Below are 17,692 nucleotides of genomic sequence, written 5' to 3' on the forward strand. Positions count from 1 at the left end.
ACAAGGAGAACGCATGAATACAGTCAACCACACTGCCAGCATCCGCCATGGTCTGGGCCACTGGCTGCTTGCCAGCACGGCCGCAGCCTCCATGGCCTTGTCCATGGTCAGCACAGGCGCCTTTGCCGCCGACGAGCTGCCGGGCAAGGGCATCAAGGTCCAGCCGCTCAAGAGCTCGATTGCCGAGGAAAGTTTCCAGACCCAGCTCGTCATGAAGGCCCTGGAAAAGCTGGGCTACGAGGTCCAGCCCATGAAGGAAGTGGAATATCCCACGGCCCATATTGCCCTGGCCAACGGCGACGCCACCTTCATGGCCAATCACTGGAACCCGCTGCACGCCGACTACTACAGGAATGCAGGCGGCGACGCCAAGCTCTACCGCAAGGGCGTGTTCTCGGCGAATGCCGCTCAGGGCTATCTGATCGACAAGAAGACGGCCGATGCGCACAAGATCACGAATCTGGGCCAGCTCAAGGACCCCGAAATTGCCAAGCTGTTCGACACCGACGGTGACGGCAAGGCCGACCTGACGGGCTGCACGCCCGGCTGGGGCTGCGAGGCCATGATCGAGCACCAGCTTGGCGCCTACAAGCTGCGCGACACGGTCACCCACAAGCAGGGCACCTATTCGGCGCTGATGGCCGATACCATCACGCGCTACAAGGCCGGCAAGCCCATCCTCTACTACACCTGGACGCCCTACTGGGTGAGCAATGTGCTCAAGCCCGGCAGGGATGTGGTGTGGCTGGAGGTTCCGTTCTCCGCGCTGCCCGGCGAGCAGTCCGGCACGGACACCAAGCTGGCCAATGGCAAGAACTACGGCTTCATTGCCAACAACCAGCAAATCGTGGCCAACAAGGCCTGGGCCGAGCAGAACCCTGCGGCAGCCAAGCTGTTTGAAATCATCAAGCTGCCCGTGGGCGACATCAACGCCCAGAACTACATGATGAGCCAGGGCCAGAACAAGGCCTCCGACATCGAGCGTCACACCGACGGCTGGATCAAGGCCCATCAAAAGACTTTCGACGGCTGGATCAGCCAGGCACTGGCCGCTGCCAAGAAGTCCTGATCATAATCCCCGAATCACGGCGACCGCTTGCGCGGCCGCCGTTTTTTTATCGCCGGGCCGCCCCAAGATAAAACGCCCCTCCTGGAGGGGCGGCGAACCACACGCAGTGGGGAGCCTGGGGTGTCATTTTCAATCGGGCCGCAAGCCCACCCCAACCAAGGAGAGACAAGAACAATGAGCAAGTCTGTGCAGACCCCGACCCCAAGCCAACACACCAGGCGCCAGCTGCTGCTGGGTACTGCCGGCGCTGCGGCGCTGGGCCTGGGTCAGTCACCGAGCTGGGCGGCCGGACAGAATGCGCCTGGTGATGCGCTTCCGGGCAAAGGTATCACCGTGCTGCCCGTCAAGAGCGCTCTGGCCGAGGAGAACTTCCAGACGCTGCTGGTGATGAAGGCGCTGCAGCAGCTGGGCTACACGGTCAAGCCCTGGGAAGAGCTGGACTACCCGTTGATCCATGTGGCCGTGGCCAATGGCGACGCCAGCTTCATGGCCAACCACTGGAACCCCCACCATGCCGAGTTCTATCAGCAGGCCGGCGGCGACGCCAAGCTCTCGCGCAAGGGCGTGTATGCAGCCGGCGCCGCACAGGGCTACATGATCGACAAGAAGACGGCTGACAAACACCAAATCACCCATCTCGACCAGCTCAAGGATCCCGCACTGGCCGCCCTGTTCGATATCGACGGCGACGGCAAGGCCAATCTGATCGGCCCCAACGCCGGCTGGGGTGGCGAGGCCGTGGTAGCTCACCAGATCAAGGCTTTCGGTCTGGAAAACACCGTCAGCTACACCCAGGGCAACTATCCGGCACTGATTGCCGACACGCTGGCGCGCTTCAAGGCCGGCAAGCCTGTGCTGTATTACGCGTGGACGCCCTACTGGCTCAGCAATGTGCTGCGCCCGGGCCAGGAAGTGGTGTGGCTGCAGGTGTCGCGCTCTTCCATGCCCGGGGTGCAGGCCGGCACCGACACCAAGCTGCCCAATGGCCGCAACTACGGGTTTCCGCTCAACAACGAGTACATCGTGGCCAACAAGCTCTGGGTCGAACAGAACCCGGCCGCCGGCAAGCTGTTCGAGATCATGCAAATTCCCATCAACGACATCAGCCGCCAGAACCAGTTGCTGCGCGAAGGGGAAAGCAAGCCCGCCGATATCCAGCGCCATGTGGACGCCTGGATCAAGGCTCACCAGAAGACTTTTGATGCCTGGATTGCCCAGGCCAAGGCCGCAGCCCTGAAATCCTGATTCGCCAACGGCGCACCGGACCTGATCCGGGCGCCGTTTCCTTCATCAACCCTTTCGCTTTTTTCATGCCGATTTCGGGGTAGGCACCCAGCATCCAAGGAGTATTCATGCACAGCAACAAGCCCGCACATTCGCCTTTCCCAACCCTGCAGCTCCAATACCGCTGTCTCGCTGCCATCGCCTTGCTGAGCTTTGGCGCCGCTGCCGCACAAGCGCAGACGAGCGCTGGCGAGCTGCCCGGCAAAGGCGTCTCGGTGCAGCCGCTCAAAGGCACGGTGGACGAGGAAATGTTCCAGACCCTGCTGGTTTCGCGCGCTCTGGAGAAGCTGGGCTACCGGGTTCAACCCGTCAAGAGTCTCGAAAACGGCACCCAGCATGTGGCCGTGGCCCAGGGCGACGCCACCTTTACCGCCACTCACTGGATGCCGCTGCACCGTGCCTTCTATGAGAACAATGGCGCGGACAAGGCCTTCTATCGAGCCGGTACCTATTCACGCAATGCGGTGCAGGGCTATCTGATCGACAAGGCCACGGCCGAGAAGTACGGCATCACCAGCATCACGCAACTCAAGGACCCCAAGCTGGCAGCGCTGTTCGACACCGATGGCGACGGCAAGGCCGATCTGACGGGCTGCAACCCTGGCTGGGGCTGCGAGCTGGCCATCAACAAACATCTCAAGGGACTGGATCTGGAGTCCAGCATCACCCACAGGCAAGGCAACTACCAGGCCTTGATTGCCGACACCATCACCCGCTACAAAAACGGCAAGCCCATTCTGTATTACGTCTGGACCCCGTTCTGGGTGAACACCGTGCTGCGCCCGGGCAAGGAGGTCAGCTGGCTGGAGGTACCCAGTATCCCCGGAGCCCAGGGTGAAGACCAGACCCAGCTGCCCAATGGCAAGAACTACGGCTTCAAGCTCAATCAGCAATACATCCTGGCCAACAAGGCCTGGGCCGAGAAAAATCCGGCAGCAGCCAAGCTGTTTGCCGTGATGCAGCTACCCATAGAGGACATCAACGCCCAGAACATGCGCATGCGCCAGGGCGAGAGCAGCGAGGCCGATGTCGGCCGCCATGTGGACGGCTGGATCAAGGCCCATCAGCAAACTTTTGACGGCTGGCTGGAGCAGGCGCGCGCCGCTGCCAAATAAGTATCAAAACGGCCCCAGCGCTTTAAGGGAAAGCGCTGGCAGCTATCAAAATTGATCTGAACAGCGGGCCACTGCCTACCAGTTGGCCTTGGCATTGCGGCAGGCCGCCTGACTGGACAGGGCGACAAAGCGCTCCACCCGCAGCGCCAGCATCTTGCGCCCCTGCCGGGCCAGCACCGGATCGGCCACGGCTCGCTCCACCACCTGGCCCTGCACCTCGGCCAGCATGGCGATGGTGGCGCTGCTGCGCGTGTTCAGATAGGCCTGCTCCAGCAGCACGCTGTCGCCCTCGGGCAGCACGCTGATGACCTGGCCGGTTTCGCATTCCTGAAAGCGCGCTGTCTCGCCATCCAGGCTGTACAGTCCCTGCCAGCGCCCGCTTTCCTGACTGGGCTTGAGGCCCTCGGACACCGGTCCGGCCTGCTTGACGGCTGCCTGGGTCTGGGCCTGCTTCTTGCCCGTGAGACCGGTCCAGGTCTTGTCCCAGGTCTGGGAAACCTTGTCCGTCATGCCGGACAAGCTCGAACAGGCGGTCAAACCCGTCACCACAATGACACTGGCCGCCAGGCGCCACAGCTTGCTCTGCATGAATACCTCTGATTTTGCAAAAGCAGGCACGTTAACAGACAGCGGCAGCCTGCAATTGCTGCAGATATCTCGATGCAACAAAGTGTTGCATACATAATCAGCCATCTCTTGAACCAATGCAGCCATGAGCCAACCCAACGCCCCCATCGTCCACGGCACCGAAGATGTGCTGATTGCCCTGTGCAACTCCGTCTCGCGCGTGCTGCAGGTGGCCACCCAGTGCCCAATCCAATACTCGGGCATGGTGCAACGCATCACAAAGACCAGTCTCAAACCCGATATCGGCTGCTTCGTGCTGATCGATGGCGGCTTTTCGGCACTCATCATCATCAATTTCTCGGCCGATGCGGCCATGGAGCTCTACCGCAGCTATCTGCTGTCCATGGGCATGGCCGAGAGTGATCTGGCCAACTCCTATACCTCGGACGATGTGAGCAACGTCATGGGCGAGCTGATGAACCAGGTCGTTGGCGACTTCACCAGCAAGGTGCAGCGCGAGTTGCAGACCCATATCGCGCAAAGCCAGCCCAAGATGATTCGCCTGAACAAGCAGGTCAATCTGAGCGTGGATGCCAACCTCGATGCCCCGGAAGCGCGCCGCGTGACCTTCTACACGGGCAACAACAACATCTTCTATCTGGAGATGGCGGTGGATCACATGGAATTCATCAAGATCAAGGACTTCGAGGCCCAGGAGAAGCCCGACCCCGATCTGGTCATGGCCCAGACCCGTGAAGCCCAGACCGGCCAAGCGCCTGCCGCTATCCATACTGCTGCAGCCTCCAACGATACCGAGGACTTGCTCAAGTCGCTGGGGCTGTAAGCTGTCAATCCTTGCATGCCAAAGGCGACCCCAGAGGTCGCCTTTTTACGCAATGGGTCTTCCGACAAGTGCGCTTACCGGCCTTTTTCTGCCTGCGGGCCCGGCCTTACCGCATCTGCCATTGCGAGAATGAAGGCGCGCAGCTTTTGCACATCGTCTTCGCTGAGCTTGCCCGCAAAATCGGGCATGCCGCGTGAGGTGGCCGGGCCGTTGATGATGAAGCTACTGAGATTGTCAATCATGGCTGCGGGCAGATAGGTCAGGCTGGGCAGGGCTCCGCCCTTGCTGACGCCCGGGTAGCCGTGACAGGCAATGCAGTTGCTGTTGTAGAGTGCGGCACCGGCCGGCACCAGCTGCGGGTCGTACTTGAGCCCGCCAATCAAGGCATTCATCTGGTAGGCCACACGCTCCGGCATGGGAGCCTTGCCTCCCAGCGCAAAGGTATAGACCGTGCCGGGGCTCCTGAAGTCGGCCACGCGGTCACCCAGGCCGAAAGCACCACCCCAGCCCACGGCAATCGAGACATATTGCCTGCCATCGAGTTCATAGCTCACCGGTGCGGCAATCACGCCGCTGCCCATGGGAGCATCCCAGAGCTTTTTGCCACTTCTGGCGTGATAGGCCACCAGCCGTGCATCGGCCGTGCCCTGAAAGACCAGGTCACCGGCTGTCACCAGCGTGCCGCCATTCCAGGGCGAGACATGTTTTTGATGCCAGGCCTCTTTTTGCCGCACCGGGTCCCAGGCAATCAATCTGCCAAAGGGCAGGCTGCGGGGCTCCAGCATCACGCGTCCTGTGTTCCAGCCGGTATTGCTCATGAGCTGGCCCGGCATATTGCTGTTGAAGCCGGTCCAGTCCGGATCGTCGGCCATCGCCGTGGGAATATGCTGGGCTGGAATATAGGCCAGCCCCGTCTGCGGGCTATAGGCCATGGAGTGCCAATTGTGCGCTCCTAGCGGGCCGGGGATGATCTCGGCCTTGCCCGCGACGCGCACGGCTTCCTCCATGATGGGACGGCCCTTGGCGTCATAGCCTCTGGCCCAGTTCACGGGTACGAAGTTCCTTGCTGAGATGAATTTGCCGTTCTGGCGATCGATCACAAAAAAGTAGCCATTCTTGGGCGCATGCAGCAGCACCTTGCGCAGCTTGCCGTCAATCCTGATGTCTGCCTGCACGATATCCTGGGCGGAAGTGAAATCCCAGTTATCGCCCGGTGTTTCCTGGTAATGCCATTTGTAGGCACCCGTGTCCGGATCCAGCGCCACGATTGAGCCCAGATAGAGGTTGTCTCCCCCGGCAGGACTTCGCTTGCGGTGCGCCCAGGGTGAGCCATTGCCCACGCCGATATACATCTGATCGAGTTCGGGATCGAACACCAGCGAGTTCCAGACCGTTCCGCCACCGCCGCTCTCCCAATACCTGCCTGCCGGGTCCCAGGTTTTGGCTGCCTCCTCCAGCGCCTTGCTCTCATAAGCCTGAGCTGGATCGCCTGGCACGGTATAAAAGCGCCAAACCTGCTTGCCGGTCTCGGCGTCATAGGCCGTCACATAACCGCGAGCACCATATTCGGCGCCGCCATTGCCGATATAGACCTTGCCCTTGAATACGCGCGGAGCACCCGTGATGGTGTATGAGAAATTCTTGTTGTCTATGGTGTCCGTGGACCAGACCTGCCGGCCCGTGGCAGCGTCCAGCGCAATCAGCCGCCCGTCGAAGGCAGCCACAAACACTTTGCCCTTGTAGACGGCCACACCGCGGTTGACCACATCGCAGCAGCCCTTGTAGGCCATCTCGCGAGGCACCTGTGGGTCGTAGGTCCACAGCGCCTTGCCCGTACGCGCATCCACCGCATGTACCACGCTCCAGGGAGCGGAGACATACATCACGCCATTCACCACGATAGGGGTGGCTTCCACGCCACGCGACGAGTCGAGCTTGTACGACCAGACCAGGCCCAACTGGTCCACATTGCCACCGTGGATCTGCTTGAGCGGGCTGAAGCGATTTTCCTGATAGTTCAGCCCATGGCTGGGCCAGTCCCTGCCAGTCCTGGCATTGGCTTCGATATGAGCGTCATCCACATGCTCCGCAGCCAGCGCCGGTATGGACAGCCAGCCCAGCAATCCTGCAACGGCCATGGTCACCAAACGCCGGTTTACCCGGTGGTGGGATCGAATGCACGCAGGGCTTTGCATAGAGTCTTTCTCCTGTGGTGAGTTGTCGTTTTGCTGCATCTGTCCCGTCAGCAATCAGGAAATTCTTGAGCAAGCAGGAGCTGTTCACATCACAGGCAAATCCGCACTCCATTTGGACGATGCACTGCACCTTCGACAAAGTGCCATGCCTGACGACTGTGAGGCCACCTCATTTTTGCCTAAAACCCTGTTAACAAGATAAATACTGTTTGCGCAATAATTTGAATGCCAACCATTTAAATGCATTCGGAATGTCCAGCACCGCCTCACTGTCCAGCCGTCAGCGTCAGCTCATGTTCGTCATGGCGCAGGTCAACAAGCAATGGCGCCGCACGCTGGACAAGGTCCTGGCACCCTTGGGTCTGACGCAGGCGCTGTGGCTGCCCCTGGTCCACCTGGAGCGCAGTGCGGGTGCCATGCGGCAAAAGGACCTTGCTCTGGCGCTGGCACTGGACAGCTCTTCCATCGTGCGCCTGATCGACGGCCTTCAGGCCCAAGGCTGGGTGGAACGCATCGACGATGCAGATCGGCGCGTCAAGCGCATACAGCTCACGGCGGCCGGGCTACTTCAGGTCGAGACCGTCAAGACAATCGTGGCGGATGTCCGCAGCGAAGTCATGCAGGAGCTTCCCCCCGATCTGCTGGATTCCACACTGGATGCACTGGAAACCATGCTGCAAAAGATGGCTGCTCTGGAAGCGAGCGCCAGCGCGGGCTCCCAGCCCGAGAGCTGAACTAGCGCCACACGCAACAGAACCCTCACAGCCAGTTTCGGATTTCACTTGTATGCAAAGTCCTGTCACCCCTGTACGCAAAGCGCCGCTCTGGCTGCTGGTCATGGTCACCATTGCTGGCACCATGGCCATGCATATGTTCATCCCGGCTCTGCCCGATGCAGCTCGCCACTTCGGCGCCAGCAGCGCACAGATGCAGCAAACCATCACCGTCTACATCCTCGGCCTGGCACTGGGCCAGCTGATCTACGGCCCCATGTCGGATGCACTGGGCCGCCGGCCCCTGCTGCTCGTCGGCCTGTGTCTCTACACCATCGCCAGCCTTGCTGCCTTTCTGGCTCCCAGCGCGAATATGCTGATTGGCGCGCGCCTGATCCAGGCTCTGGGCGGCTGCGCAGGCCTGGCCCTGGGACGCGCCATTGCCCGCGACACTGCGACACCTGAAACCGCCGTGGGCAGCCTGGCCTTGCTCAATCTCATGATGATGATCGGCCCGGGCATCGCCCCCTCCATAGGCTCAGGGCTGGATGCCCTGTTCGGCTGGCGCATCATTTTTGCGGTGCTGGCGCTCATGGGGGCGTTAACGGCCATCGGAGTCTGGCGCCTGCTTCCAGAGACCGGTCACCCCACCGGCAAGCTCAACTGGAGCACCGTGCGCAATGACTATCGAACCTTGCTGGGTTCACCCCAGTTTCTGGGCTTCGCCATAGGCGGTGGTAGCGCCACCACATCCATGTACGCCTTTATTGCTGCAGCGCCGTTCATCTTCATCGAGCAGTTGCACACCAGCAAGGCGCAGCTTGGCATCTACCTGGGGGTGCTGATGGCCGGCATGGCAGCAGGCAATGCGCTGGCACGCCAGTTCATCAAACGCTGGCCACTGGAGCGGCTGATACTGGGCGGTAATATGCTGAGCCTGGGCTGCGCGGCAGCAATGGTAGTCCTGACACTGCTGCAGCAGATCAACGTGCCTGCTGTAGTGACATTGATGCTGCTGTTTACCTTGGGCTCAGGCATGACCAGCCCCGCCGCACTCTCCAAGGCTCTGGGCGTACACAGCGATTTGACGGGATCGGCCGCCGGAGTCTATGGCTTCACGCAAATGGCCGTGGGCGGTCTGTGCACCTTTGGCGCCAGCCTGGGCGGCAGCCCGGCGCTATCGGCTTTTACAGTGCTGCTGATTGCCTGCATCGTGGGTCAGCTGGGCTTTCGCAGCGCGCTCAAGATGAAACCGGCCTCTAGCGCCTGATGGAAAATCGTAAACAGCTATATATTCAGTAGCAAACAGATTCAAGGAGCACCATGTCATCCATCGCCCAAAGCTGGCAGCGCATCAGCGCCTGGTATGCCCAGAACACACCCAAAGACACTCTGGTCCTGGCCGATGGCGCCAGCGAGACAGAAATTGCCGAGCTGGAAGCCGCCCTGGGTCAGCGTCTGCCGGACGATGTGCGTGAATCACTGGCCCTGCACAACGGCGCGGCCAATGAGGCCTATCTGCTGTACTTTGGCGAGCTGCTGTCCACACAGCGCATGCTGGAGGTCTGGCAGATGTATGCGGACATGCAAAAGAGCGAAGGGTGGGGGCTTGGCCCGGACTACAACCCTGACTATCTGCAAGGCCCCCTGCGCCCCGTGTACTGGGATCCACTGCGTATTCCCCTGACCGACAACTGCGGCGATGGTGCCATGCTGGACCTTGCGCCAGCGGCTGGTGGCCATGCGGGCCAGATCATCGAGTTTGATCACGAGGTAGGCCCCAAGGGCGTGTTTGCACCCAGCTTCTCGGCTTGGCTGGCGCTGCTGGCCGACGAGCTGGAGCAAGGCAAGCATGTCTATATCGAAGACGCAGGCTGCGTGGCACCGCCGGGCACCTGGTGAAAATGGGCGGTCAAGGTCTGCACGGCATCGTCCACGCTCCAGGCTGAATAGCAGTCGGGGTTGAGCCCCGGCATCTGCACGCGCTGCAGCAGCTCGCGCAGACTGTCCTTGACGCGGGCCAGCCGCAGCAGCACCCCGGCTTGCTGCAGCTGACGCGCCAGCTCGCCCAGTGCCTCAATGCCGGTGCTGTCCAGATCAGGGCTTTCTTCCAGACTCAGCACCACGGCATGCACATCTGCAGCTTGCGCCACGCGCGCGCGGATATCGCTCATCACGGCCTCGGCATTGCCAAAGAACAGGCTTTCCTCGGGCCGCAAAATCAGCAGACCTGGCACAGGTTGCGCTTCTGGGTGGCGCTGGCGGTCCACAAAATCATGGCTGCCCACCAGCCGCCCCAGCTCGCTGACATGGGACTGGGCCATGCGCTTGAGCAGCATCACAATGCTGACCACCATAGCCAGCAGCAGGCCATCAAGCACACCCAGCGCAATCACGGCAGCAAAAGCTGTGAGCGCCACGGCGCGATCACGCTGCCAGATGAAATAAGGCTGCAGCGTGCGCCAGTTGAGCGAATGCGCCACCGCATGAATGACGATGGCGGCCAGCAAGGGCTCAGGGATTCGCTCCATCCAGGGCAGCAACTGCCACACCAGCACGGCCACCACGGCGCAGGCAATCAGGCCTGCGGCCTTGGTCTGCGCGCCAGCCACCTCATTGGCCGAGCTGGCCGAAAACCCCGCACCCACAGGCAGGCCCTGAAACAGGGCCGAGGCCATATTTGCGCCGCCCAGCGCCAGCAGATCGCGGTTGCTGTTCACCCCGTCGCCATGGCGCAGCGCCAGCGAGCGGATGGAGCTGTATGACTCGGCATAAAGAATCAAGGCCAGCGCCACAGCCAGCTGCCCCACGCGCAGCCAATCGGCCCAGTCAAGCTCAGGCAGGGCCAGATGCGCAGCACCCAGTTGCAGCGAACCCACAGGCGCTATGCCCCAGCTCCTGCAAAAGCCCAGTGCATCCAGCGCAATGCCCGCCGCAATCACCAGCAAAGCACCAGGCACGACCCTCCACCGCGCCAGAACCCGCAGCGCCAGCAAGGCCACAACCAGCATGGTCAGGCCATACCAATTCCAGTGCGGAAGCAGCGCGATCAAGTCCCTGCTGAAATGCAGAAAGTCGCTGTGCGCGGGATGCACGCCCACAGCCAATGGCAGTTGCTTGACCACAATGGTCAGCGCCAGACCAATGGCAAAGCCGCGCAGCACGGGCTTGGCGATGAATTGCGAGATGCCGCCCAGCCGCAGCAGGCCCGCCAGCACAAACATCACCCCAGCCACCAGCACCATGGCCACACCCATGAGCGCGCGATGATCGGCCGAGACATGCAGCACCGAGCCCGTGGCCGCCAGCAGCACAGCCGCTGAGGATGAGGTCGACGACACAATCGCAAAGCGGCTGGTACCGAGCAGCCCATAGACCAGCAAGCCCGCAAACAGCGCAATCACCCCTGCCTGGGGCGGCGCACCGGCAATGCCGGAATAGGCCACGGCCTCGGGCAGCAGAAGCCCCGCGATAGACAGGCCCGCAATCCAGTCCGCGCCGGCAGGCATCCAGCGCGCAGTCATAAAGGCTTGTGCAGATTGCTGGTCACACCTGACCAGCCGGGCAAAAACTGCGCCTTGGGGTTGCGCGCCAGTGCCACAGCCTCGGTCACCAGCGATTCAGGCAGGCCTTGCCCACCGCTGCTGCGCAGATCGCTTTTGCGAAACAGCGGGCGAAAGAAATCGGCCCAGAGAAATTCGACATAGGGTGCGGCCTCTTTGGCATAACCACCGGCCTTGCGCACCTCTCCGGCCAGGCTGCGATAGGGGTCGTCCTTGAGTCGCTCTAGCTGCTTGGGAATAGCCGAGAACTCGCAGCGCTCGCCCTTGTCGTTGTACGGATGGGCCCACTGGTGAAACTCCATGAGCCGCCAGAACATACCCATCTCCATGGCGCTGAAGTCCGCCAGATGCATGACCCAGACCGATGTCACCTGCTCCTGCCACAACGCTTGCCCCAGATGATGGTGGTCGACGATGTAGTACAGCCCCTTGGGGCCTTTGACCGCCGGAAACCAGTGGCTGAGCAGCAGTTTGCCCCGCGTCTTGGGTTTGAGCCTGGCCCACTCGGCGCGTTTGAGCGCCACCTCCGCCGCGCCCACCGTCATCTGCGTAGGGCGCAGATCGGAAAGCGAAACCTGCTCCAGGTGCTGCTGCGCGCGCATGCTGACTCCCTTAATTGAGATCAGCCATTGTGGGCAGACGCATGGCAAAAGAAAAGAGCCCGACTTACGGGCTCTTTTTCAACAATAGTCAGCGCTCACCAATCTTCAGAGATTACCCACCATATTCGCAGGCACCACCCACTGGTCAAACTGCTCGCCCGTCACATGGCCGCTGGCAATGGCAGCTTCGCGCAGGCTCGTACCCTCTTTGTGCGCCTTCTTGGCGATATAGGCAGCCTTGTCGTAGCCGATATGTGTGTTGAGCGCCGTCACCAGCATCAGCGAACGGCCCACCAGCTCTTCGATGCGCGCGCGGTTAGGCTCAATGCCCACGGCGCAGTGATCGTTGAAACTGACCATTCCGTCGGCCAGCAGGCGCACGCTTTGCAGGAAGTTGTGCGCCACCATGGGGCGGAACACATTGAGTTCGAAATTGCCCGAGGCTCCGCCGAAATTGATGGCCACATCGTTACCGAACACCTGGGCACACAGCATGGTCACGGCTTCGGACTGCGTGGGATTGACCTTGCCCGGCATGATGGACGAACCCGGCTCGTTCTCCGGGATAGAGATTTCGCCCAGGCCGCTGCGCGGCCCGGAGGCCAGCCAGCGCACGTCGTTGGCGATTTTCATCAAGCTTGCGGCCAGTGTCTTGAGAGCGCCATGTGCATAGACCAGGCCGTCGCAGCTCGCCAGAGACTCAAACTTGTTGGGCGAGGTGACAAACGGGGAGCCCGTCAGTCTGGCCAGTTCCGCCGCCACGCCTTCGGCGTAGCCCTTGGGGGCATTCAGCCCTGTACCCACGGCCGTCCCCCCCAGGGCCAGCTCATACAGATGCGGCAATGCGGCACGCACATGGGCTTCGCCATGGGCCAGCTGAGCCACCCAGCCGGATATCTCCTGACCCAGCGTCAGCGGCGTGGCATCCTGCAAATGCGTGCGACCGATCTTGACGATATCGGCAAAGGCTTCGCTCTTGGCCAGCAAGGTGACACGCAGCTTGGCGATGGCAGGCAGCAACTTGTGTTCGATGGACGTCACTGCCGCCACATGCATCGCCGTGGGATAGACATCGTTGCTGGACTGGCTTTTGTTCACATCGTCATTCGGGTGCACCAGGCGCGCCTCGCCGCGCTCGCCGCCCATCAGCTCGCTCGCGCGGTTGGCCAGCACCTCGTTGACGTTCATATTGGTCTGCGTGCCGGAGCCGGTCTGCCAGACCACCAGGGGGAACTCATCGGGGTGCTTGCCCGCAAGCACCTCATCGGCGGCCGAATTGATGGCTCTGGCTTTTCTCTCGTCCAGCAGACCCAGCGCATGGTTGACGCTGGCGGAGGCCTTTTTGACCTGCGCCAGCGCAGCAATGATTTCACGCGGTTGCTGCTCGCCGCTGATGTCGAAATTCTGCAGCGAGCGCTGCGTCTGCGCGCCCCAGAGCTTGTCGGCGGGTACATCAATCAAGCCAAAAGTGTCTTTTTCCTGGCGGGTGACTGTCATGGAATCGCTCCTTGCAATACAACTCGGCGCAGCTGGCTGAAGAAATCTGGCTGCCGTTGGCCGCAAACGGAAGTCGACCCACCGCCAGGCAGGCCACTTCCACAACCAGTCCATGCTAGCTCAGCCCGGCAGGCTGCAAGCACAATCGAGGCAACACCCCTGCGCCGGCAAGGCCAGAAATACATAGTTACATTAAATCAATGTCGGACAGAGAATCCGACCGGCCTTGCTGGCCCGCCACATCAATGTTCACTGATCTTTCCACCCCCATCGCCACCACCGTCATGACATCAAGTTACAGCACGATGATGGTGTGTGTCTCCATCGTCATCGCGGTATTTGCCTCTTTTGTGACGCTGGGTCTGGCCCGTCGCATGCGCATGGCCTCGGGCAGAATCGGACGCATCTGGTGGGCCATCGGCGCCATGGTGATGGGCACAGGGGTCTGGGCCATGCACTTCATCGGCATGCAGGCGTTTGAGCTGCCCATCACACTGGGCTACGGCGGTGCTCTGACGCTGGCCTCCTGGGTCGCGGCAGTAGCGGCATCGGCATTGGCCTTTGGTGTGGCAACCAGGGTCGAATACCACTGGCCTCATTTTCTGGGCGCCTCGCTTCTCATGGGCGGCGGTATCTGCGCCATGCACTACCTGGGCATGCTCGCCATCGAAATGTCCATCCCGATTGCCTGGGACTGGCCACTGGTGGCGGCCTCCGCCCTGATCGCAGTACTGGCCTCGGCCACGGCGCTGAATCTGTTTCGCGCGCTGTTTTCGCTCTCCGGCAAGCGGCTGTTGCTGTTCCAGACATTGGCGGCACTGGTCATGGGCTTTGCCATCTGCGGCATGCACTACACCGGGATGTCGGCTGCCAGCTTTGCCAGCGGCTCGGTCTGCCTGAGTGCGGAAGCCCTGAGCGGTCCCGAGCTCACCACCATCATCATCATCACCACGGTCATGCTGCTGATTGCGGCGATGTTCAGCACCTTGCTCGATGCGCGCCTGCAAAGCACTGCCTTCAAGCTCAATCAATCGCTGCAGGAAACCAATGCCAAGCTGCAACTGGCCAATACCGAGTTGCGCCAGCGCGCTTTTGCCGACCCGCTGACCAATCTGCCCAACCGCCTGCTGTTTGAAGATCGTCTCATCCACGCCCTGCTGCGCCTGGAGCGCGCCAACCGTTCACGAATCAAGGAGCGGCTGGGAATCTTGTTTGTGGATCTGGACGGATTCAAACCCATCAATGACTCCTTTGGCCACGCCGCAGGTGATCAGATCCTCATCAGCGCCGCCGAGCGACTGATGGCGGAAGCCCGCAGCAGCGATACCGTGGCCCGCGTGGGCGGGGATGAATTCCTGGTCCTGCTGGAAGACACCCAGGACGTGGCCGCCTGCATGGCGGTAGCCAACCGAATTCTCAAGGCGCTTAGTCAGCCCTTTCGCCTAGGCAACAAGGAGCTGCAGATCACCTGCTCCATCGGCATCGTGGCCTTTCCCGACCATGGTGACCGCGACCACCTGATCGCTAACGCCGATGCCGCCATGTACGCAGCCAAACGCAATGGCGGCAACGGTTTTGCAGTGTTCGAGCCGCACATGGGCAGCGATGCATCGGAGCAGCTGGAACTTCAAAACGATCTGCGCCACGCCATTCAGCGCGGTCAGATGGAGCTGCATTACCAGCCCAAGATCGACAGCGAGCGCGGCAACATCATCGGGGTAGAGGCACTGCTGCGCTGGGCTCATCCCGAACGCGGCATGATTGCCCCGGACATCTTCATCCCCCTGGCCGAGCGCTTCGGCATCATCAACAGCCTGGGCAACTGGGTGATCGAAGAAGCCTGCCACCAACTGGCCCTGTGGCGCAATATGGGACTGCAGATGCGGGTGGCGATCAATCTGTCCGTACACCAGCTGCGCGAAAGCGGCCTTGCAGATCGCATCACCCAGACGCTGGCGCGCCACGATGTACAGGCCAGCCAGCTACTGTGCGAGATCACCGAATCCGTGGCCATGGAAGACACCCAGGCCACGCAGCGCGCCATCGAGGAATTGCGCGACATCGGCATCTTTCTCTCGATCGATGACTTCGGCACCGGCTACTCCAGCCTCAACTATCTGCGTCAGTTGCCCGCGCAGCAACTGAAGATCGACCGCAGCTTCATCCGCGACCTGGAAACCGAGGAAGATGCCCGCGCCGTGGTCCATGCCGTCGTGCGCCTGGCCCATGCCCTGGGGCTGCGCGTGGTGGCCGAAGGTGTGGAGACCGCGGGCCAGCGGGATATTCTGATCGACATGCAATGCGATGAGCTTCAGGGCTACTTCTACGCGCGCCCCATGCCGGCGGACAGCCTTCTGGCCTGGGCAAGAGACGATCGCCGAGGTGGTCAGGCCGATTTCTCGGCCTCCATCCTCGGCGCACTGACCGGCTGAACGCCGCACAGCACCCACCAGTCATATATAAGACTGGTGGGTTATGGCTGCAGGAATTGTCGTCTGGACCGATAATCGATAGGTTTACCGTGCGCGCCCCACGCGTACAGATTGCAACCCCCGAGAAGCTTCACGATGACCACCTCCATCCGCCAGCAGGACCTGATCGATTCGATCGCAGGTGCCCTCCAGTACATCAGCTACTACCACACGCCGGATTTCATCCAGCATCTGGCCCGCGCCTATGAGCGCGAGCAAAGCCCTGCGGCCAAGGATGCGATGGCACAGATCCTCACAAACTCCAAGATGGCGGCCACCGGCCAGCGCCCCATCTGCCAGGACACCGGCATCGTCAACGTGTTCCTGAAAGTGGGCATGGACGTCAAGTGGGAAGGCTTCACCATGGGCCTGGAAGACGCCATCAACGAAGGCGTGCGCCGTGGCTACAACCACCCCGACAACACGCTGCGAGCCTCCGTCGTGGCCGACCCCCAGTTCAAGCGCAAGAACACCAAGGACAACACTCCCGCCGTGATCAATGTGCAGATCGTGCCCGGCGACAAGGTGGACGTGACCGTGGCCGCCAAGGGCGGCGGCTCCGAGAACAAGTCCAAGATGATCATGATGAACCCCAGCGACAACATCGTGGACTGGGTTCTGAAGACCGTCCCCACCATGGGCGCGGGCTGGTGCCCGCCCGGCATGCTGGGCATCGGCATTGGCGGCACGGCTGAAAAGGCAGTCCTGCTGGCCAAGGAAAGCCTGATGGAAGACCTCAACATGTACGAGCTGCAGCAAAAAGCTGCCAGCGGTGCAGAGCTCGACGACGTAGAAAAGCTGCGTCTGGAGCTGTTCGAAAAGATCAACGCCCTGGGTATCGGCGCCCAAGGCCTGGGCGGCCTGACCACGGTGCTGGACGTCAAGATCAACATGTACCCCACGCACGCGGCCTCCAAGCCCGTGGCCATGATTCCCAACTGTGCAGCAACCCGCCACGCCCACTTTGTGATGGACGGCTCCGGCCCCGTGCACCTGGATGCCCCCTCGCTGGACACCTGGCCCAAGATCGACTGGCACCCCGACTACAACAAGTCCAAGAAGGTCGATTTGAACAATCTGACCAAGGAAGAAGTGGCCAGCTGGAAGCCCGGCGACACCCTGCTGCTCAACGGCAAGATGCTGACCGGCCGTGATGCTGCCCACAAGCGCATCCAGGACATGCTGGCCAAGGGCGAAAAGCTGCCCGTGGACTTCACTAACCGCGTGATCTACTACGTCGGCCCCGTGGACCCCGTTCGCGACGAAGTGGTTGGCCCTGCTGGCCCCACCACGGCCACCCGCATGGACAAGTTCACCGACATGATGCTGTCGCAGACCGGCCTGATCTCGATGATCGGCAAGTCCGAGCGCGGCCCTGTCGCCATCGAGGCCATCAAGAAGCACAAGAGCGCTTACCTGATGGCCGTGGGCGGCGCCGCCTACCTGGTCTCCAAGGCCATCAAGCAAGCCAAGGTGGTGGGCTTTGAAGACCTGGGCATGGAAGCCATCTATGAATTCGACGTGGTCGACATGCCTGTCACGGTGGCCGTGGATGCCGGTGGCACCAGCGCCCATATCACTGGCCCCGCCATCTGGAAGGAAAAGATTGCGACCGGGGAATTCAAGGGCATTGAAGTGGCTGGTGTGTAATTACCCAGCAGGCCCCGCCACAAAGAACCGCCTTCGGGCGGTTTTTTTGTTCCGCCGCTTAAAGAAAGCAGTTGCAATAGGCTGATGGGCCGAACTGGCCTTTTCCCAGGATTTTTCTAGAA

14 protein-coding genes are annotated in these 17,692 nt (G+C 61.4%); 9 read left to right on the forward strand and 5 right to left on the reverse strand.

Annotation, left to right across the window (positions count from 1 at the left end; genetic code table 11):
- Window positions 1–13: 13 nt before the first annotated feature.
- From proX (CTATCC11996_RS16360) to proX (CTATCC11996_RS16370), 3 genes are all read left to right on the forward strand, one after another.
- The gene (gene proX / locus CTATCC11996_RS16360; protein ID WP_003078177.1) at window positions 14–1,069 is read left to right on the forward strand and encodes a glycine betaine/L-proline ABC transporter substrate-binding protein ProX; all 1,056 of its coding nucleotides are present in this window, start codon (window positions 14–16) and stop codon (window positions 1,067–1,069) included.
- Between the two features lie 174 nt (window positions 1,070–1,243).
- Entirely contained in the window at window positions 1,244–2,314 is a 1,071-nt protein-coding gene (proX, locus tag CTATCC11996_RS16365; RefSeq protein WP_003078179.1) for a glycine betaine/L-proline ABC transporter substrate-binding protein ProX, read from the forward strand.
- Between the two features lie 107 nt (window positions 2,315–2,421).
- A complete protein-coding gene (proX, locus tag CTATCC11996_RS16370) occupies window positions 2,422–3,468 on the forward strand; it encodes a glycine betaine/L-proline ABC transporter substrate-binding protein ProX (protein WP_003078182.1) in 1,047 nt (348 codons plus the stop codon).
- A 75-nt stretch (window positions 3,469–3,543) separates the two neighbouring features.
- On the opposite strand, the gene CTATCC11996_RS16375 is transcribed toward proX (CTATCC11996_RS16370), so the two are convergent.
- A complete protein-coding gene (locus tag CTATCC11996_RS16375; RefSeq protein WP_003078186.1) occupies window positions 3,544–4,056 on the reverse strand; it encodes a hypothetical protein in 513 nt (170 codons plus the stop codon).
- Window positions 4,057–4,180: 124 nt separating this feature from the next.
- Between CTATCC11996_RS16375 and CTATCC11996_RS16380 the strand changes: the two genes are divergently transcribed.
- Window positions 4,181–4,879 carry a DUF3334 family protein gene (locus CTATCC11996_RS16380; protein ID WP_003078189.1) on the forward strand — a complete coding sequence of 233 codons (699 nt, stop codon included), beginning with the start codon at window positions 4,181–4,183 and terminating at the stop codon, window positions 4,877–4,879.
- 74 nt (window positions 4,880–4,953) lie between these two features.
- Here CTATCC11996_RS16380 and CTATCC11996_RS16385 read toward each other — a convergent pair whose 3' ends face one another.
- Window positions 4,954–7,017, reverse strand: coding sequence for a PQQ-dependent dehydrogenase, methanol/ethanol family (locus CTATCC11996_RS16385; RefSeq protein ID WP_003078191.1), 2,064 nt, complete (start codon window positions 7,015–7,017; stop codon window positions 4,954–4,956).
- A 308-nt stretch (window positions 7,018–7,325) separates the two neighbouring features.
- Between CTATCC11996_RS16385 and CTATCC11996_RS16390 the strand changes: the two genes are divergently transcribed.
- Genes CTATCC11996_RS16390 through CTATCC11996_RS16400 form a run of 3 tightly spaced genes read left to right on the forward strand, consistent with a single transcriptional unit; the run spans window position 7,326 to window position 9,689 of the window.
- The gene (locus CTATCC11996_RS16390; RefSeq protein ID WP_003078193.1) at window positions 7,326–7,808 is read left to right on the forward strand and encodes a MarR family winged helix-turn-helix transcriptional regulator; all 483 of its coding nucleotides are present in this window, start codon (window positions 7,326–7,328) and stop codon (window positions 7,806–7,808) included.
- Window positions 7,809–7,860: 52 nt separating this feature from the next.
- The gene (locus CTATCC11996_RS16395; RefSeq protein ID WP_003078194.1) at window positions 7,861–9,057 is read left to right on the forward strand and encodes a multidrug effflux MFS transporter; all 1,197 of its coding nucleotides are present in this window, start codon (window positions 7,861–7,863) and stop codon (window positions 9,055–9,057) included.
- A 53-nt stretch (window positions 9,058–9,110) separates the two neighbouring features.
- Entirely contained in the window at window positions 9,111–9,689 is a 579-nt protein-coding gene (locus tag CTATCC11996_RS16400; RefSeq protein WP_003078196.1) for an SMI1/KNR4 family protein, read from the forward strand.
- On the opposite strand, the gene CTATCC11996_RS16405 is transcribed toward CTATCC11996_RS16400, so the two are convergent.
- From CTATCC11996_RS16405 to fumC, 3 genes are all read right to left on the reverse strand, one after another.
- Window positions 9,644–11,311: a SulP family inorganic anion transporter gene (locus CTATCC11996_RS16405; RefSeq protein ID WP_003078198.1), complete on the reverse strand. Its 1,668-nt coding sequence runs from the start codon at window positions 11,309–11,311 to the stop codon at window positions 9,644–9,646. The two genes, CTATCC11996_RS16400 and CTATCC11996_RS16405, sit on opposite strands and share 46 nt — an antisense overlap.
- Window positions 11,308–11,952: a ParB-like protein gene (locus CTATCC11996_RS16410; protein ID WP_003078201.1), complete on the reverse strand. Its 645-nt coding sequence runs from the start codon at window positions 11,950–11,952 to the stop codon at window positions 11,308–11,310. Before CTATCC11996_RS16410 ends, CTATCC11996_RS16405 begins: the two co-directional genes overlap by 4 nt.
- 105 nt (window positions 11,953–12,057) lie before the next feature.
- Window positions 12,058–13,449: a class II fumarate hydratase gene (fumC, locus tag CTATCC11996_RS16415; RefSeq protein WP_003078203.1), complete on the reverse strand. Its 1,392-nt coding sequence runs from the start codon at window positions 13,447–13,449 to the stop codon at window positions 12,058–12,060.
- Between the two features lie 245 nt (window positions 13,450–13,694).
- On the opposite strand from fumC, the gene CTATCC11996_RS16420 reads away from it, so the two are divergent.
- Together CTATCC11996_RS16420 and CTATCC11996_RS16425 are read left to right on the forward strand one after the other, a co-directional pair.
- Window positions 13,695–15,881: a putative bifunctional diguanylate cyclase/phosphodiesterase gene (locus tag CTATCC11996_RS16420; protein WP_236597869.1), complete on the forward strand. Its 2,187-nt coding sequence runs from the start codon at window positions 13,695–13,697 to the stop codon at window positions 15,879–15,881.
- Between the two features lie 135 nt (window positions 15,882–16,016).
- On the forward strand, window positions 16,017–17,570 hold the full coding sequence (locus tag CTATCC11996_RS16425) for a fumarate hydratase (RefSeq protein WP_003061052.1): 1,554 nt from the start codon (window positions 16,017–16,019) through the stop codon (window positions 17,568–17,570).
- Window positions 17,571–17,692 lie beyond the last annotated feature (122 nt).

The sequence above is a fragment of the Comamonas testosteroni ATCC 11996 genome (genome assembly GCF_000241525.1).
Taxonomy (GTDB): Bacteria; Pseudomonadota; Gammaproteobacteria; order Burkholderiales; family Burkholderiaceae_C; genus Comamonas; species Comamonas testosteroni.

What these genes read in the sequence shown, in the direction of transcription:
- proX (WP_003078177.1), top strand. Translation starts at nt 14, where the DNA reads ATGAATACAGTCAACCACACTGCCAGCATCCGCCATGGTCTGGGCCAC.
- proX (WP_003078179.1), top strand. Translation starts at nt 1,244, where the DNA reads ATGAGCAAGTCTGTGCAGACCCCGACCCCAAGCCAACACACCAGGCGC.
- proX (WP_003078182.1), top strand. Translation starts at nt 2,422, where the DNA reads ATGCACAGCAACAAGCCCGCACATTCGCCTTTCCCAACCCTGCAGCTC.
- CTATCC11996_RS16375 (WP_003078186.1), bottom strand. Translation starts at nt 4,056, where the DNA reads ATGCAGAGCAAGCTGTGGCGCCTGGCGGCCAGTGTCATTGTGGTGACG.
- CTATCC11996_RS16380 (WP_003078189.1), top strand. Translation starts at nt 4,181, where the DNA reads ATGAGCCAACCCAACGCCCCCATCGTCCACGGCACCGAAGATGTGCTG.
- CTATCC11996_RS16385 (WP_003078191.1), bottom strand. Translation starts at nt 7,017, where the DNA reads ATGGCCGTTGCAGGATTGCTGGGCTGGCTGTCCATACCGGCGCTGGCT.
- CTATCC11996_RS16390 (WP_003078193.1), top strand. Translation starts at nt 7,326, where the DNA reads ATGTCCAGCACCGCCTCACTGTCCAGCCGTCAGCGTCAGCTCATGTTC.
- CTATCC11996_RS16395 (WP_003078194.1), top strand. Translation starts at nt 7,861, where the DNA reads ATGCAAAGTCCTGTCACCCCTGTACGCAAAGCGCCGCTCTGGCTGCTG.
- CTATCC11996_RS16400 (WP_003078196.1), top strand. Translation starts at nt 9,111, where the DNA reads ATGTCATCCATCGCCCAAAGCTGGCAGCGCATCAGCGCCTGGTATGCC.
- CTATCC11996_RS16405 (WP_003078198.1), bottom strand. Translation starts at nt 11,311, where the DNA reads ATGACTGCGCGCTGGATGCCTGCCGGCGCGGACTGGATTGCGGGCCTG.
- CTATCC11996_RS16410 (WP_003078201.1), bottom strand. Translation starts at nt 11,952, where the DNA reads ATGCGCGCGCAGCAGCACCTGGAGCAGGTTTCGCTTTCCGATCTGCGC.
- fumC (WP_003078203.1), bottom strand. Translation starts at nt 13,449, where the DNA reads ATGACAGTCACCCGCCAGGAAAAAGACACTTTTGGCTTGATTGATGTA.
- CTATCC11996_RS16420 (WP_236597869.1), top strand. Translation starts at nt 13,695, where the DNA reads ATGTTCACTGATCTTTCCACCCCCATCGCCACCACCGTCATGACATCA.
- CTATCC11996_RS16425 (WP_003061052.1), top strand. Translation starts at nt 16,017, where the DNA reads ATGACCACCTCCATCCGCCAGCAGGACCTGATCGATTCGATCGCAGGT.